Here is a 13,322-nt window from a genome sequence, read left to right as displayed (position 1 = left end):
CGCGATGACAAAGCCCTATACCGGCGGCTGCGCCTGCGGCGCGATCCGCTATTCGATTCTCGGTGAGCCGCTGTTCAGCAATCACTGCCAGTGCCGGGACTGCCAGCGGGAAAGCGGCAGCGGCCACGGCTCCTACGCGACCTTCGCGCGCGCCGGCGTCACGCTGACCGGCGAGGCAAAGCACTGGGACATGGTCGGCGACAGCGGCAATGTGAAGACGCGCGGCTTCTGCCCGCAGTGCGGCCTGCCCGTCTATCTGACCTTCGCTGCCATGCCCGACATCTTCACGATCCGCGCCGCGAGCCTCGACGAGCCCGCCCGCTACAAGCCGCAGGCGGTGACCTACGCTGCGCGCGGGCACGGCTGGGATCAGCTCCACCCGGACTTGCCGAAATTCGAAGGCATGCCGCCGGCATAAGGTACCGGCGCTAGCCAAAGTCCAGCACCATGCGGCCGTCGATCTTGCCGGCCTTCATACGATCGAAGACGTTGTTGATCTCGGCGAGCGGCACCTTGGTCACTTCGGCCTTGACCTTGCCATCGGCGGCGAATGCGATGGCCTCATCCAGGTCGCGGCGGGTGCCCACGATGGAGCCGCGCACGGTGATGCGCTTGAGCACGACGTCGAAGATCGGCGTCGGAAATTCGCCCGGCGGCAGGCCGACGAGGCTGACGGTGCCCTTCCGCCGGACCATCTTCAGCGCCTGGGCGAATGCCGGGGTCGAGACCGCTGTCACCAGCACGCCGTGGGCTCCGCCTCCTGTTGCCGCCAGGACCTTGTCCACCGCATCGGCTGCAAGCGCGTTCACAGCGAGCTCGGCGCCAGTCTCGCGCGCGAGCTTGAGCTTGTCTTCGGCGATGTCGACGGCCGCAACCTTGAGTCCCATCGCCTTGGCGTACTGGACCGCGACATGGCCGAGCCCGCCGACGCCCGAGATCACGACCCACTCGCCGGGCTTTGCCTCGGTCTCCTTCAAGCCCTTGTAAGTGGTGACGCCGGCGCACAGGATCGGCGCGACGCCAGCGAAATCGATCGTCGCCGGCAGCTTGGCGGCGAAGGCGGCCGAGGCGATGACATATTCGGCGAAGCCGCCGTTCACGCTGTAGCCGGTGTTGTGCTGGTGCTCGCACAGTGTCTCCCAGCCGGTCTCGCAATATTCGCAAGCCATGCAGGCGTCGTGCAGCCAGGCGACGCCGACGGCATCGCCGACCTTCAGGTTCTTCACGCCGGGCCCGAGCGCTGCGACGATGCCGGCGGCTTCATGGCCGGGGATGAAGGGCGGTACCGGCTTCACCGGCCAGTCGCCGGACGCCGCGTGCAGATCGGTGTGGCAGACGCCGCAGGCCTTGACCTTGACCAGGACCTCGCCGGGACCGGGCTGCGGCACCGGCACCTCCTCGATCACCAGCGGCTTGCCGAATTGTTTGACGACTGCGGCTTTCATGGTGGGCATGGGTCTGCTCCGTTTGAATTGCGGAAACAGACTAGCGACGACGGGCGATGCGCCTTTGATTGGAGTCAAACCGCACAAAGATTACGCAAAGCGCTCGCGCGATCGTGACATCGCGATGACAACGCGGCGCAAAGCGTGACAGGCGTGTCAGCTGTGGAACTTCAGACCGTCGACGATCTTGTCGATCACCTTGCGCTCGGCGCGCATCGCCATGCCGACGAGATTGAGATCGGTGCGCGCCACCGCCCTCACCGCCTCGCGATTGGCGGCATCGTGCGTGGTCTTGAACATGTCCTCGGTGTAGACGGCGGGCTTGACGTTGCGCGTCAGTGCACGATCGAGTGCGCGCGACAAGGCCGGGCCATCGGCGCCGTAGATCAGGATCGGCTGGCCGATCAGTGAAAGATATTTCGTGCCCGAGGCGTCCTCATAGGGCTCGCCGATGCATTCGGGAAACGCAGCCGCGATGCCGCTGGTGAGAAAGGCCGCAACGTTGAGCTTCTGCCAGGCCTGAAGATCGGTGCGGATCACGACGGCGATCTTGGTCTCGAACTGCATGTGTTTCCTCAACTGTCATTCGCAAGCTCGATGCTACGCATCGCCTCGGAATGACAGCAAGAGGAATCACCCCTTGGCGTCGCAAGCCCAGGCGCGGATCACGCATTCCTTGCCGCCGTATTTGTAGCATTCGCGCGTAGCGGCGTTGAGCGAGGCCGAGATCTTCGGCTTGACGGCATAGCCGTAAGCGCCGCAGGGGTTGGTCATATCGACCGACATCGCTGCGCAGGCGCGCTTCATCGTCACGGTGGTGCAATCGCCCCTGCACTGCTTCTGCGCCGCGGCGCGGGCTTCGTGCTCGGCGCTGTAGTCATAGGCCTGGCCATAAGCCCCACACTTGCCGACTGCGATGGCGCCGGCGGCATGCGCATGCGTGATGTGGCGAGCGCCCGCGACGCAGACCGACAGCGCAAAGAAAAACATCGCGCAACGGCGCGCGACGACGTTCGAAGCCATGGAAAAAACCCTCACCCCCAAGGCAAGTGACGGCAACTCTAAGCGGCGGTCGTTTCCAGATGGTGAACGGGTGGTTGAAATCGGGACGCGTCGCGGGATAACTTGTCTCAAGTCGCGGCACCGCCGGCCGTCACTGCAGGGTTCGAGAGGCTCCCTTGAGCTACATCAGCGTCCAATGGCTTCACGAGTTACCAGATGAACCGGTCTGGCTGCTCAGCGAGCTCGACGAGCAGAGGTGGGAAATTCGCAAGATCGAGATCTTCCGGGACGGCACCAAGGGATATGCCACGCAAGACGAAGAGGCCGGAGGTACCCGTCCCGGCGAACGCCCCGTGCCGTCGCTCGACGAGATCGCGACGGACCCGCAGTTCATTGCTCGCGAAATCACGAAGGAAGAATTCGAGCAAGCTTGGGACGCTCGCAGTTCTCTGCAATAGGAGGTGCCGTAGGGTGGGCAAAGCGACTTGTCCGCCGTAGCTCGGAGAGCGAAGGCGGAAGCGTGCCCACGAATTGCAGATGGCAACGAAGAGATGGTGGGCACGGCGCTATGCGCCTTTGCCCACCCTACGGCATCACGGCGCAGACTATCCCCGTCTCGCCGCTTCCAATGCCTGCGGCGTGTCGATATCGAGGAAGGCGCTCTCACCATCAACGGGCACTTCGGCGACGGCCTCGGTGTGCTTGGCGATCAGATGCCGCGCGCCGACGTCGCCGTCGAGCGTCATCAACTCCCTAAAGAAACGGCGCGACCACAGCACGGGATTGCCGCGGCGGCCTTCGCTGACGGGGACGACGATGAGATTGCCGCGGTCCGGCGCAAAACTGTCGATCAGGCGATCGATCAGACCGGCGTCGATCAGCGGCATGTCGCCGAGGCAGACAAGCGCGCCATCGCAGGTCTCGGGCACGGCCGCGATACCGGCCTTGACCGAGCTGGCGATGCCGCCGGCGAAATCCGGATTCCTGACGAATTTCACCTTCAGGCCCTGCAGCGCCTGCTCGACCAGCTCGGTCTGATGGCCGGTGACGACGATCACCTCGGAGGCCTTCGAGGCCAGCGCCTGCTCGGCTGCGATCCGTACCAGCTTCTTGCCGTCGAGCTCGGCGAGCAGCTTGTTCGGCCCGCCCATGCGCGTGGAACGGCCGGCCGCGAGCACGATGGCCGCGACCTGGCTGTTGCCCTCGGTCTCCGGCTGCGCACGCGGCTGCGGCCGCGTCACGATCTCCATCAAGAGGCCGCCGACGCCCATGCCCATCAGCTCGGACCGCGTCACCTTGATGCCGGCGAGGAGCCGCATCAGGACCCAGTCGAATCCGTTCTCGACCGGCGAGCGCGCGCAGCCCGGCGCGCCCAAGACCGGCACATTGCCGGCCCGCGCGATCAGCAAGAGATTGCCGGGGTCGACCGGCATGCCGAAATGCTCGATCTCGCCGCCGATTCCGGTGACGGCCGCGGGGATCACGTCACGACGATCGGCGATCGCGGACGCCCCGAACACGATGACGAGCTCGGCACCGAGACTCAGCAATTCCTTGATCGCACCCGACAGAGCGCGCTCGTCGTGCTGGACCCGCCGCTCGGCGATGATGCTGGCGCCGGCCGGCGCAAGGCGCTCGGCGGTGACGCGCAGCGTCTTGTCGATCACCTTGGACGAAAGCCCCGGCAGCAGCGTCGAGACCACGCCGACGCGCTTGATCACGTAAGGCGCGATCTTAAGGACGTCCTTGCCCGCGGCCTTCACCGCGGCATCACGCAAGTTTCCCTCGACACCGAACGGGATGATCTTGACGGTGCCGACCATCTCGCCCTCGACCACCGGCTTGTAGGCGGTCAGCGTCGCAAAGGTGATGGCTTCGTCGATATTGTTGATGCGGTCGACTGCGGCGCGGTCGATCACCAGCACGCCCGGCTGCGCGGCGAACAGATTGGCGCGGCCGGTGAAGGCACGCTCGACATGGATGCCCTCGCCGCCGACGGCAAGCGCGATGCTGGCGGCCGCGACGTCCTCGGAGACGTCGCCCTCATCCATGCGCACCACGACGATGTCCTTGATGCCGGCGCGCTCGAGCGACTCGACCTCGGCAGGGCCGATCGTCGTGCCCTTCTTCAGCACCAGCGGTCCCTGGCGCAGGGTGTGAACGGTCACCCCGCCGATCGCATCCCTGGGGCTCGCCGGGCCGAACTTCATGCCGCTTCTTCTTTTTCTTTGGGAGGCAGGCGGAGCACCGCCGTGATCTCAGCCATGATCGACACCGCGATCTCGGACGGCGAGACCGCACCGATCGCCAGCCCAATCGGCGCATGGATGCGCGCGATGTCGCTTTCCTTGGCGCCCTGCGCCCGCAGCCGGTCGCCGCGCTTGGCATGCGTCTTCCGCGAGCCGAGCGCGCCGATATAGAAGCAGTTGCGCTCGAAGGCGTGCAGCAGCGCAGGATCGTCGATCTTGGGATCGTGCGTCACCGCGACGAACGCCGTATAGGCATCGACATTGAGCGGCGGCAGCGCGGTGTCGGGCCATTCGGCAACAAGCGGAATGTCGGGGAAGCGCTCGGGGCTTGCGAACGCGGTGCGGGGATCGACGACGGTGACGTCATAGCCGAGCGAGCGCGCCAGCGGCGCCAGCGCCTGGCTGATATGGACCGCGCCGATGATCACGAGCTTTGCGGTCGGCGCGTAGACGTTGAGAAAAAGCTTCTTGCCGCCGGCCTCGACATTGGCGCTCTTGCCCATGCGAAGCTGCTTCTCCAGCTCGGCCCGCAGCGGGTCTTTTGCGAAGTCCGCAGCCTTCACCAGGCGCTGCTCGCCGCTCTCGGGGTCGGTCACCAGGATCACGGGCCGGCGTGCGGCGCGCTCGGCATTGAGTTCGTGCAAAATCGCGAGCTTCACGGCTAGCCGACCTTCTCGACGAAGACGCGGATGGTGCCGCCGCAGGATAGCCCGACATTCCAGGCGGTCTCGTCAGCGACGCCGAACTCCAGCATCTTGGGCTTGCCGCTCTCGATCACGTCCATGGCCTCGGTGACCACGGCGCCCTCGACGCAGCCGCCGGAGACGGAGCCCAGGAATGTCCCCTCGTCGTTGATGACGAGGCTCGAGCCCGCCGGGCGCGGGGCCGAGCCCCAGGTCTCCACAACCGTCGCCAGCGCGACGCCACGGCCGGCCTTCTGCCAGTCCTCCGCCGCCTTCAGGATATCCTCGTCGCGATCGAGCATGGCTGGCCTCTCAAGCTGCGGAGCGGATCAGGCTGCGGTGATGCGGCGGCAGCGGCTGGGAGAGCGTGGTGATCAGCTCCTGGATCGAACTCAAATTATGTACCGGGCGGAATTCGTCAACGTGCGGAAGCATCATTTTGATGCCCTGAGCCTTGGCCTCGAAGCCGCCGAACCGCAACAGCGGGTTGAGCCAGATCAGCCGCCGGCAGGACCGGTGCAGCCGATCCATCTCGAAGGCGAGCCTGGAATCGGCCTCCCGCTCCAGCCCATCGGAGATCAGGAGCACGATGGCGCCCTGGCTCAGCACCCGCCGCGCCCACAATTTGTTGAAGTTGTGCAGCGAGGCCGAGATCCGCGTGCCGCCGGCCCAGTCCTCGACCGAGGCCGAGCAGCTCGCCAGCGCCTCGTCCGGATCGCGCTGGCGCAGCGCACGGGTCACGTTGGTGAGGCGCGTGCCGAACAGGAACACCGAGACGCGTTTTCGCGCATCCGTGATCGCATGCAGGAAATGCAGGAACAGGCGGGTGTATTCGCTCATCGAGCCCGAGATGTCGAGCAGCGCGACGATCGGCGCCGGCTTCTCGATCCGGCCGAGGCGATGGATGTCGATGATTTCGCCTCCGGTGCGCAAAGAGGCGCGCAGCGTGCGGCGGAGGTCGAGGCGCAGGCCGCGAGCATCAGGCCGATGCCGGCGCGTCAGCAGCTCGGCCTGCGGCAGGTGCATCCGCTCGACGGCGCGGAGCGCCTCGGTGATCTCCGCCGCGCTCATCTGCGCAAAATCCTTCTTCTGAAGAATCTCCTTGTCGGATACCGACAGGCGCAGATCCTGCTCCTGGTGCTGCGGCGTCTCGGTCATGCGCGGCTGCGACATCGCCTCCTGGACGCGGCGGGCGCCGGCCTGCGGCTTCTTCTTCGCCTGCTCCGGCAGCGGCACCGAATCCAGCATGTGCTTCCATTCTTCCGAGGCGCGGAAGAACAGGTTGAAGGCCTGCTTGAAGATCAGCGCATGCTCGTGGCGCTTGACGAAGATCGCCTCGAGCGTGGTGAAGACATCGGACCGGTTGCCGATGTCGATCACCTGCAGCGCGCTCATCGCGTCGATGACCGCGCCGGGACCCACCGGCATGCCCGCCGAGCGCAGCGCGCGGGCAAAGCCGACGATGTTGTCGGCGAACTGCTCGGTCTGCTCGGGGGCAAGGTGGTTGATGGCCATGGTCAATCCTCGCTCTGTCATTCCGGGGCGTCGCGAAGCGACGAACCCGGAATCTCGAGGTTCCGGGTTCGATGCTGCGCATCGCCCCGGAACGACGACGACTAATTCTCGCTCGTCGCTTCCTTCAGCACCTTCTGCAAGGCATCGCCCTGCATGCGGGTGATGTCGTCCTGGTATTTGAGCAGCGCGCCCAGCGTGTCGCCGACCACTTGCGGGGTCAGCGAGCGGGCATCGAGCTCGGACAAGGCAGTCGCCCAGTCGATGGTCTCCGCGACGCCGGGGGACTTGTAAAAATCCTGGTTGCGCAGCGCCTGCACGAAGCGGACGACCTGCTGCGACAGCTTTGCGGAGATGCCGGGCACGCGCGTCTTGACGATCGCAAGCTCGCGCTCGGCGGCGGGATAGTCGACCCAGTGATAGAGGCAGCGCCGCTTCAGCGCGTCGTGGATCTCGCGGGTGCGGTTGGAGGTGATGATGACGATCGGCGGATGCGGCGCCTTGACGGTGCCGAATTCGGGGATGGTCACCTGGAAGTCACTGAGGATCTCAAGCAGGTAGGCCTCGAACGCCTCGTCGGCGCGGTCGAGCTCGTCGATCAGCAGCACCGGCGGGCCGGCGACGTCGGGCTCCAGCGCCTGCAATAGCGGCCGCTTGATCATGTAGCGGTCGGCGAAAATGTCGCTCGAGAGCTGATCGCGATCGGTGTCGCCGGCGGCTTCCGCCATCCGGATCGCGATCATCTGCGCCGCGCTGTTCCACTCGTAGACCGCGGAGGAGACGTCGAGGCCTTCGTAGCACTGCAGGCGGATCAGCTTGCGCCCCAGCGCCGCCGACAGCACTTTTGCGATCTCGGTCTTGCCGACGCCGGCCTCCCCTTCCAGGAACAGCGGCCTGCCCATGCGCAGTGACAGATAGGTCACCGTCGCCAGCGACCGCTCGGCCAGATAGCCGCGCGAGGTCAGGAGTTCGAGCATCGCGTCGACCGATGCCGGCAATCCAACTGAAGTATTGGCACCGGAAGTATTGGCCGCTGAAGTCATGAAAGGCCAGTCTCGTTTGCGCCCTCACACGGGGCAAGTATCGGGCCGGGGAGTGAGGTCACCTCACTCCTTGGCGTTGGCGGCATCGAGGGCGCGGCGCGTCAGCACCCCGATCAGATGGGCGCGGTATTCGGCGCTGCCGTGGATGTCGCTGTTGAGGCCGTCCGCCGGCACGTCGATGCCTTCGATCGCCTTCGACGCGAAGCGCTTCTTCAGCGCTTCCTCGAATGCGGTGACGCGGAACACGCCTTCGGACCCGGCGCCGGTGACGGCGACCCGCACGTCCGACGGACGGCGCGCCACGAACACGCCGACCAGCGCGTAGCGCGAGGCCTGGTTGCGGAATTTGACGTAAGCCGCCTTCTTCGGCAGCGGGAACATCACCTTGGTGATGATCTCGTCGGCTTCGAGCGCGGTCGAGAACAGGCCCTGGAAATACTCCTCGGCCTTGAGGCGACGCTTGTTGGTGACGATGGTGGCGCCGAGCGCGAGCACCGCAGCCGGATAGTCCGCGGTCGGATCGTTGTTGGCGAGCGAGCCGCCGATCGTGCCCCGGTGGCGCACGGCGGGATCACCGATCCCGCCGGCAAGGCTCGCCAGCGCCGGGATCGCCTCACCGACGATCGCGGAGGTCGCGACCTCCGCGTGCTTGGCGGTGGCGCCGATCACGAGCGAGCGGCCCTTCATCTCGATCGTGTTGAGCCCCTCGATGTGGGAGAGGTCGACCAGATGCGGCGGACTGGCGAGGCGCTGCTTCATGACGGGAATCAGCGTGTGGCCGCCGGCGATCACCTTGGCGTCCTCGTTCTTCACCAGGAGGTTGGCCGCCTGGCGCACGGTGCCCGGGCGATGATATTTGAATTCGTACATCTGAATGTCCTGATCGCGGGGTGCGCGTTACGCGAGATCGGATTTCGCCATCGCCTTGGCGCCGGCGGAGATCGAGGCGACGATGTTCTGGTAGCCGGTGCAGCGGCAGAGATTGCCTTCCAGCTCCTCGCGGATGGTGTGGTCGTCGAGCTCGTTACCCTTGCGGTGCACGATGTCGATCGCGGTCATGATCATGCCCGGCGTGCAGAAGCCGCACTGCAGGCCATGGTGCTCCCGGAAGGCTTCCTGCATCGGATGCAGCGGCGCGCCGTCGGCGGCCAGTCCCTCGATCGTCTTGACCTCGTGACCGTCGGCCATCACGGCGAGCGTGGTGCAGGACTTCACGGCCTTGCCGTCGAGATGCACGACGCAGGCGCCGCACTGCGAGGTGTCGCAGCCGACATGGGTGCCGGTCAGGCGCAGATTCTCGCGCAGGAACTGCACCAGAAGCGTGCGGGGATCGACGTTGGCCGTCACAGGATTGCCGTTCACGATGAGGGAGATTTTTGCCATAAGCACTCTCTATCAGCGCCCCGACGGGTCCCGTCGAAGCGGTTCTTATAATTATTCCAACCCATCATATGGACCATTGTCCCCTGGGGCAACATCACCCCGGACGCAAGGCGCCATGCCGAAAGGCGATAGGTTTCAGCCCTGTACCGCTAGCCCTGTACAGCTTTGGCGAAGTTCGCGAAAAACTCGTCGGCCAGCTTCTTGGCGGCGCCGTTGATCAGACGCTGGCCGAGCTGGGCCAACTTGCCGCCGATCTGCGCCTCGACGTCGTAGGCGAGCAGCGTGCCGCCGTCCTGCTCCGCGAGCTTCACGGTTGCGCCGCCCTTGGCAAAGCCGGCCACCCCGCCCTCGCCTTCGCCTGAGATCTTGTAGCCGTTCGGCGGGTCGAGATCTGAGAGCATCACCTTGCCCTTGAAGCGCGCCGACACCGGACCGACCTTCATTTTTGCCGTTGCACGGAAGCCGCCGTCCTCGGTCTTCTCCAGCTCCTCGCAGCCGGGGATGCAGGCCTTCAGCACCTCGGGATCGTTGAGCTTCTCCCACACGGCCTCGCGCGACGCTGCGAGCTGGACTTCGCCGTTCATTGTCATGGCCATGGGGTGCCTCCCGGGATCGCGTCAGAATAATATTGCTCAAGTAACGCACGGAGGCCGCAAAGGAAAGGGCACCCCCGGTCACGTGCAATGCATATTCGCACCTGCAAAATGCTTGCGCGAGCGGATTTGGATTGGCAGAGCCGGGCCGTGATGGTTAGGTCCCGCACGATATGAGCACATCCCTCTCCCCCCTGCTCGCGCCGATGCTGTCGAGCGCAGCCATGCGCGCCGTCTGCGACGACCAGTCGACCCTGCAGAACATGCTCGATTTCGAGGCAGCGCTGGCACGGGCCGAGGCCGCTACCGGCGTGATTCCCGCGGCCGCTGTCGGGCCAATTGAAGGCGCCTGCAAGGCGTCTCGGTTTGACATTGCGGCCCTCGCAGACGCCGCAACGCGGTCCGGCAATCTCGCGATTCCCCTGGTCAAGGCGCTGACCGCCAATGTCGGCAAGGCCGATGCGGAGGCCGCGCGCTACGTGCATTGGGGCGCGACCAGCCAGGACGTCATCGACACCGCGACCATGCTCACCCTTCGCGCCGGCATCGATGCACTCGACGCCGACTTCAGCCGCGCCATCAAGGGTTTTGCGGCGCTCGCCCGCGCCCACCGCAACACCGCGATGGTGGCGCGGACCTGGCTCCAGCACGCGCTGCCGATGCCGTTCGGGCTGAAGGCCGCCGAATATGCCGCAAGCCTCGCCCGTGCCCGCTGTCGCCTCAGGCGGCTCCGTCGCGAGGGGCTGGCACTGCAATTCGGCGGCGCCGCCGGCACGCTCGCCGCCCTCGGCGACAAGGGGCTCGTCGTTGCGGAAAGATTGGCGCAGGAGCTCGATTTGCCGCTGCCGGAAGCCCCCTGGCACACCCATCGCGACCGCATCGCCGAGGCCGCTTCCTGCTTTGCAATTCTTGCTGGAAGCTGCGGCAAGATCGCGCGCGACGTCTCGCTGCTGATGCAGACCGATGTCGGCGAAGCCTTCGAGCCCGCCGGCGAAGGCCGCGGCGGCTCATCGACCATGCCGCACAAGCGCAACCCGGTCGCCGCCGCCAGCGCGCTCGGCGCAGCCACCATGGCACCGCAGCTCGCCGCGACGATTTTTGCCGCGCAGGTGCAGGACCATGAGCGCAGCGCCGGGCCCTGGCACGCGGAATGGCCGACGCTGCCGCAATTGATGCTGGTGGCCTCCGGCGCGCTCGCGGCGATCGTCGACATCGCCGAGGGCCTCGACGTCGATGCGGCGCGCATGCGCAGCAATCTCGATGCGACGCACGGGTTGATCATGGCCGAGGCCGTCACCTTCGCGCTGGCCGAAGCCATCGGCAAGAGCGATGCGCATCACCTGATCGAGGCCGCGAGCAAGCGCGCGGTCGCCGAGAAGAAGCATCTGCGCGAGGTGCTGTCAGGCGATTCGCAGGTCACCGCGCATCTGCCGCCGGAAAAAATTGCGGCATTGTTCGAGCCGATGGCCTATCAAGGGGCGTCACAGGCCTTGATCGACCGCCTGCTCGATTCGTTGGATCTCTCCTGATGACATTGCCGGGCTTGACCCGGCAATCCATCATCCTGGATAGATTCCGCTTCTTAGATGGATGCGCGGGTCAAGCCTGCGCATGACGAGGAACATGCCATGCCCATGATCGATGCCGACGGTTGCCTCATCAACGTCTCCGTCGAGGGCCGCGACGGCGGGCCGACCCTGATGCTCTCCAACTCGCTCGGCTGCACGCTGCAGATGTGGGAGCCGCAGATGAAGGCGCTGACGCAGATCTTCCGCGTCATCCGCTACGACCGCCGTGGCCACGGCAAGTCGAACGTTCCGCCCGGCCCCTACACGATGGAGCGCTTCGGCCGCGACGTGCTCGCGATCCTCGACGACCTCAACATCGAGAAGGTGCATTGGTGCGGCCTGTCGATGGGCGGCATGGTCGGGCAATGGCTGGGCGCCAACGCGCCGGAGCGCTTCGGCAAGCTCATTCTCGCCAACACCTCCTGCTATTACGCCGAGCCGACCAAATGGCTGGAGCGCATCGACGCCGTGAAGAAGGGCGGCATCGCAGCGGTCGCCGACGCCGTGATTGGGGGCTGGCTCACCCAGGATTTCCGCGAGCGCGAGCCCGAGATCACCGCGAAAATGAAATCGATGCTGCTCGCCTCCCCCGTCGAAGGGTATCTGGCCTGCTGCGAGGCGCTGTCGACGCTCGACCAGCGCGCGCTGCTGCCTGACATCAAGAGCCCGACATTGGTGATCGCCGGCCGTCACGACATGGCGACGCCGATCTCGGCCGCCGAGCTGATCCGCTCCAACATTCCCGGCGCCAGCATGACCATCATCGACGCCGCGCATATTTCCAACGTCGAGCAGCCGCATGCGTTCACGGATGCGGTGGTGGGGTTCTTGACGCAGCGCTAGCCACAGCCGTCATTGCGAGCGCAGCGAAGCAATCCAGACTGCCTCCGCGGAAAGATCCTGGATTGCTTCGCTGCGCTCGCAATGACGAGGGAGGACACCATGGACGATCAGAAGCGCCGCGATGCCGGCATGAACGTGCGCCGAAAGGTGCTGGGCAATGCCTGGGTCGACAAGTCGATCGCGAACCGCAATGCCTTCAACACCGATTTCCAGGACCTGATCACGCGCTACGCCTGGGGCGAGATCTGGACGCGGCCGCATTTCGACGAGCGGACGCGGCGGGTGCTCGTCATCGGCACCATGGTCGCACTCGGGCAATGGGACGAATTCCGCCTGCACGTGCGCGCGGCGCTCGCCGAGGGCGGTTTCACGCCCGATGACATCAAGGAAATCCTGCTGCAGCAGGCGATCTATTGCGGCGTGCCGGCGGCGAACCACGCCGTCAAGGAAGCCTCAGCGATTGTGCAGGAGCTCGGCCTGCTCAAGAGCTAGCGGCGCGACGGCCGCGACGGCCTTGGGTGCCGCCTCCGGTCGCTCGATCACCAGCACGATCGCGGCCCCCAGCAGCAGCAGAAGCTCGGTGGCGTGCAGGCGGAGGGCGGCCATCTCGCCGACCTTCGAGGCCATGACCATGCTGGCAAACGAGATCAGGCTGCCGATCACGAGCGCAATGGCGAGCGCCTCGTCACTGCCGCCGCTCCTGCGGGTCCGGGGAATGCACAGCAGCGCGAGGTAGATCGCAAAGAACGCCACGACGGTCAGCCGTCCCAGCGCCAGCAGCCAGGCGGCCCGCACCGTGTCCATCCCCGCCATCTGGAGGTGGTCGCTGAGGAACAGCGCCACCGCGACGCTCGGACGCTCGTAGAGACCGTGCACCGGTGCAACAACGATGTTGAAGGCGACCAGCGCCCAGGCCGGGATGAAATAGGCCGCAAGCAGCGCGCCATTGACCGAGCCGATCCGCCAATTCCTGAACATGCCGCTACCCGCTTCGCCTGCCA

General features: G+C 65.9%; 17 protein-coding genes. 5 read left to right on the top strand and 12 right to left on the bottom strand.

All coding sequences use genetic code 11. From position 1 onward, the window contains the following. Positions 1–4: 4 nt before the first annotated feature. Positions 5–418, top strand: a complete 414-nt coding sequence (locus QA649_RS18565; protein ID WP_283025449.1) for a GFA family protein — start codon at positions 5–7, stop codon at positions 416–418. A gap of 10 nt (positions 419–428) precedes the next feature. Here the strand turns inward: QA649_RS18565 and adhP are convergent, their stop codons facing one another. From adhP to QA649_RS18550, 3 genes are all read right to left on the bottom strand, one after another. Then, positions 429–1,454, bottom strand: coding sequence for an alcohol dehydrogenase AdhP (gene adhP, locus QA649_RS18560; RefSeq protein WP_283025448.1), 1,026 nt, complete (start codon positions 1,452–1,454; stop codon positions 429–431). A 147-nt stretch (positions 1,455–1,601) separates the two neighbouring features. Further along, positions 1,602–2,012 carry a DUF2000 family protein gene (locus QA649_RS18555; RefSeq protein WP_283025447.1) on the bottom strand — a complete coding sequence of 137 codons (411 nt, stop codon included), beginning with the start codon at positions 2,010–2,012 and terminating at the stop codon, positions 1,602–1,604. Positions 2,013–2,078: 66 nt separating this feature from the next. Beyond that, the gene (locus QA649_RS18550; RefSeq protein ID WP_283025446.1) at positions 2,079–2,468 is read right to left on the bottom strand and encodes a DUF4189 domain-containing protein; all 390 of its coding nucleotides are present in this window, start codon (positions 2,466–2,468) and stop codon (positions 2,079–2,081) included. A gap of 155 nt (positions 2,469–2,623) precedes the next feature. Between QA649_RS18550 and QA649_RS18545 the strand changes: the two genes are divergently transcribed. Continuing rightward, positions 2,624–2,905 carry a hypothetical protein gene (locus QA649_RS18545; RefSeq protein ID WP_283025445.1) on the top strand — a complete coding sequence of 94 codons (282 nt, stop codon included), beginning with the start codon at positions 2,624–2,626 and terminating at the stop codon, positions 2,903–2,905. Positions 2,906–3,052: 147 nt separating this feature from the next. On the opposite strand, the gene QA649_RS18540 is transcribed toward QA649_RS18545, so the two are convergent. The 8 genes from QA649_RS18540 to QA649_RS18505 form a co-directional block, all read right to left on the bottom strand. Next, a complete protein-coding gene (locus QA649_RS18540; protein WP_283025444.1) occupies positions 3,053–4,657 on the bottom strand; it encodes a molybdopterin-binding/glycosyltransferase family 2 protein in 1,605 nt (534 codons plus the stop codon). Beyond that, positions 4,654–5,355 carry an XdhC family protein gene (locus QA649_RS18535; protein WP_283025443.1) on the bottom strand — a complete coding sequence of 234 codons (702 nt, stop codon included), beginning with the start codon at positions 5,353–5,355 and terminating at the stop codon, positions 4,654–4,656. Before QA649_RS18535 ends, QA649_RS18540 begins: the two co-directional genes overlap by 4 nt. Before the next feature lie 2 nt (positions 5,356–5,357). Next, on the bottom strand, positions 5,358–5,681 hold the full coding sequence (locus QA649_RS18530) for an XdhC family protein (RefSeq protein ID WP_008564652.1): 324 nt from the start codon (positions 5,679–5,681) through the stop codon (positions 5,358–5,360). Between the two features lie 10 nt (positions 5,682–5,691). Further along, complete coding sequence (locus tag QA649_RS18525) at positions 5,692–6,894, bottom strand: VWA domain-containing protein (RefSeq protein ID WP_283025442.1); 1,203 nt, start codon at positions 6,892–6,894, stop codon at positions 5,692–5,694. Between the two features lie 101 nt (positions 6,895–6,995). Then, positions 6,996–7,934: a MoxR family ATPase gene (locus QA649_RS18520; protein WP_283025441.1), complete on the bottom strand. Its 939-nt coding sequence runs from the start codon at positions 7,932–7,934 to the stop codon at positions 6,996–6,998. A 63-nt stretch (positions 7,935–7,997) separates the two neighbouring features. Then, entirely contained in the window at positions 7,998–8,804 is an 807-nt protein-coding gene (locus tag QA649_RS18515; protein WP_283025440.1) for a xanthine dehydrogenase family protein subunit M, read from the bottom strand. A gap of 27 nt (positions 8,805–8,831) precedes the next feature. Continuing rightward, a complete protein-coding gene (locus QA649_RS18510) occupies positions 8,832–9,317 on the bottom strand; it encodes a (2Fe-2S)-binding protein (protein ID WP_008137528.1) in 486 nt (161 codons plus the stop codon). 149 nt (positions 9,318–9,466) lie between these two features. Continuing rightward, positions 9,467–9,913 (bottom strand): carbon monoxide dehydrogenase subunit G, encoded by a 447-nt coding sequence (locus tag QA649_RS18505; protein WP_283025439.1) that lies wholly within the window; start codon positions 9,911–9,913, stop codon positions 9,467–9,469. A 170-nt stretch (positions 9,914–10,083) separates the two neighbouring features. Between QA649_RS18505 and QA649_RS18500 the strand changes: the two genes are divergently transcribed. The 3 genes from QA649_RS18500 (at position 10,084) to QA649_RS18490 (ending at position 12,813) form a co-directional block, all read left to right on the top strand. Then, entirely contained in the window at positions 10,084–11,439 is a 1,356-nt protein-coding gene (locus QA649_RS18500) for a 3-carboxy-cis,cis-muconate cycloisomerase (RefSeq protein ID WP_283025438.1), read from the top strand. Positions 11,440–11,538: 99 nt separating this feature from the next. Continuing rightward, a complete protein-coding gene (gene pcaD / locus QA649_RS18495) occupies positions 11,539–12,321 on the top strand; it encodes a 3-oxoadipate enol-lactonase (RefSeq protein ID WP_283025437.1) in 783 nt (260 codons plus the stop codon). A gap of 99 nt (positions 12,322–12,420) precedes the next feature. Further along, positions 12,421–12,813 carry a carboxymuconolactone decarboxylase family protein gene (locus QA649_RS18490; RefSeq protein ID WP_026312440.1) on the top strand — a complete coding sequence of 131 codons (393 nt, stop codon included), beginning with the start codon at positions 12,421–12,423 and terminating at the stop codon, positions 12,811–12,813. On the opposite strand, the gene QA649_RS18485 is transcribed toward QA649_RS18490, so the two are convergent. Next, positions 12,775–13,299 (bottom strand): hypothetical protein, encoded by a 525-nt coding sequence (locus QA649_RS18485; RefSeq protein WP_283026050.1) that lies wholly within the window; start codon positions 13,297–13,299, stop codon positions 12,775–12,777. The genes QA649_RS18490 and QA649_RS18485 overlap by 39 nt on opposite strands. Positions 13,300–13,322: the final 23 nt, after the last annotated feature.

The sequence above is a fragment of the Bradyrhizobium sp. CB1717 genome (assembly GCF_029714325.1).
GTDB lineage: Bacteria > Pseudomonadota > Alphaproteobacteria > Rhizobiales > Xanthobacteraceae > Bradyrhizobium.
The sequence above is the reverse complement of the archived record's forward strand: the minus strand, read 5'-3'. Positions and strand labels throughout refer to the sequence as shown.

What these genes read in the sequence shown, in the direction of transcription:
- QA649_RS18565 (WP_283025449.1), top strand. Translation starts at nt 5, where the DNA reads ATGACAAAGCCCTATACCGGCGGCTGCGCCTGCGGCGCGATCCGCTAT.
- adhP (WP_283025448.1), bottom strand. Translation starts at nt 1,454, where the DNA reads ATGCCCACCATGAAAGCCGCAGTCGTCAAACAATTCGGCAAGCCGCTG.
- QA649_RS18555 (WP_283025447.1), bottom strand. Translation starts at nt 2,012, where the DNA reads ATGCAGTTCGAGACCAAGATCGCCGTCGTGATCCGCACCGATCTTCAG.
- QA649_RS18550 (WP_283025446.1), bottom strand. Translation starts at nt 2,468, where the DNA reads ATGGCTTCGAACGTCGTCGCGCGCCGTTGCGCGATGTTTTTCTTTGCG.
- QA649_RS18540 (WP_283025444.1), bottom strand. Translation starts at nt 4,657, where the DNA reads ATGAAGTTCGGCCCGGCGAGCCCCAGGGATGCGATCGGCGGGGTGACC.
- QA649_RS18530 (WP_008564652.1), bottom strand. Translation starts at nt 5,681, where the DNA reads ATGCTCGATCGCGACGAGGATATCCTGAAGGCGGCGGAGGACTGGCAG.
- QA649_RS18525 (WP_283025442.1), bottom strand. Translation starts at nt 6,894, where the DNA reads ATGGCCATCAACCACCTTGCCCCCGAGCAGACCGAGCAGTTCGCCGAC.
- QA649_RS18520 (WP_283025441.1), bottom strand. Translation starts at nt 7,934, where the DNA reads ATGACTTCAGCGGCCAATACTTCCGGTGCCAATACTTCAGTTGGATTG.
- QA649_RS18515 (WP_283025440.1), bottom strand. Translation starts at nt 8,804, where the DNA reads ATGTACGAATTCAAATATCATCGCCCGGGCACCGTGCGCCAGGCGGCC.
- QA649_RS18510 (WP_008137528.1), bottom strand. Translation starts at nt 9,317, where the DNA reads ATGGCAAAAATCTCCCTCATCGTGAACGGCAATCCTGTGACGGCCAAC.
- QA649_RS18505 (WP_283025439.1), bottom strand. Translation starts at nt 9,913, where the DNA reads ATGGCCATGACAATGAACGGCGAAGTCCAGCTCGCAGCGTCGCGCGAG.
- QA649_RS18500 (WP_283025438.1), top strand. Translation starts at nt 10,084, where the DNA reads ATGAGCACATCCCTCTCCCCCCTGCTCGCGCCGATGCTGTCGAGCGCA.
- pcaD (WP_283025437.1), top strand. Translation starts at nt 11,539, where the DNA reads ATGCCCATGATCGATGCCGACGGTTGCCTCATCAACGTCTCCGTCGAG.
- QA649_RS18490 (WP_026312440.1), top strand. Translation starts at nt 12,421, where the DNA reads ATGGACGATCAGAAGCGCCGCGATGCCGGCATGAACGTGCGCCGAAAG.
- QA649_RS18485 (WP_283026050.1), bottom strand. Translation starts at nt 13,299, where the DNA reads ATGTTCAGGAATTGGCGGATCGGCTCGGTCAATGGCGCGCTGCTTGCG.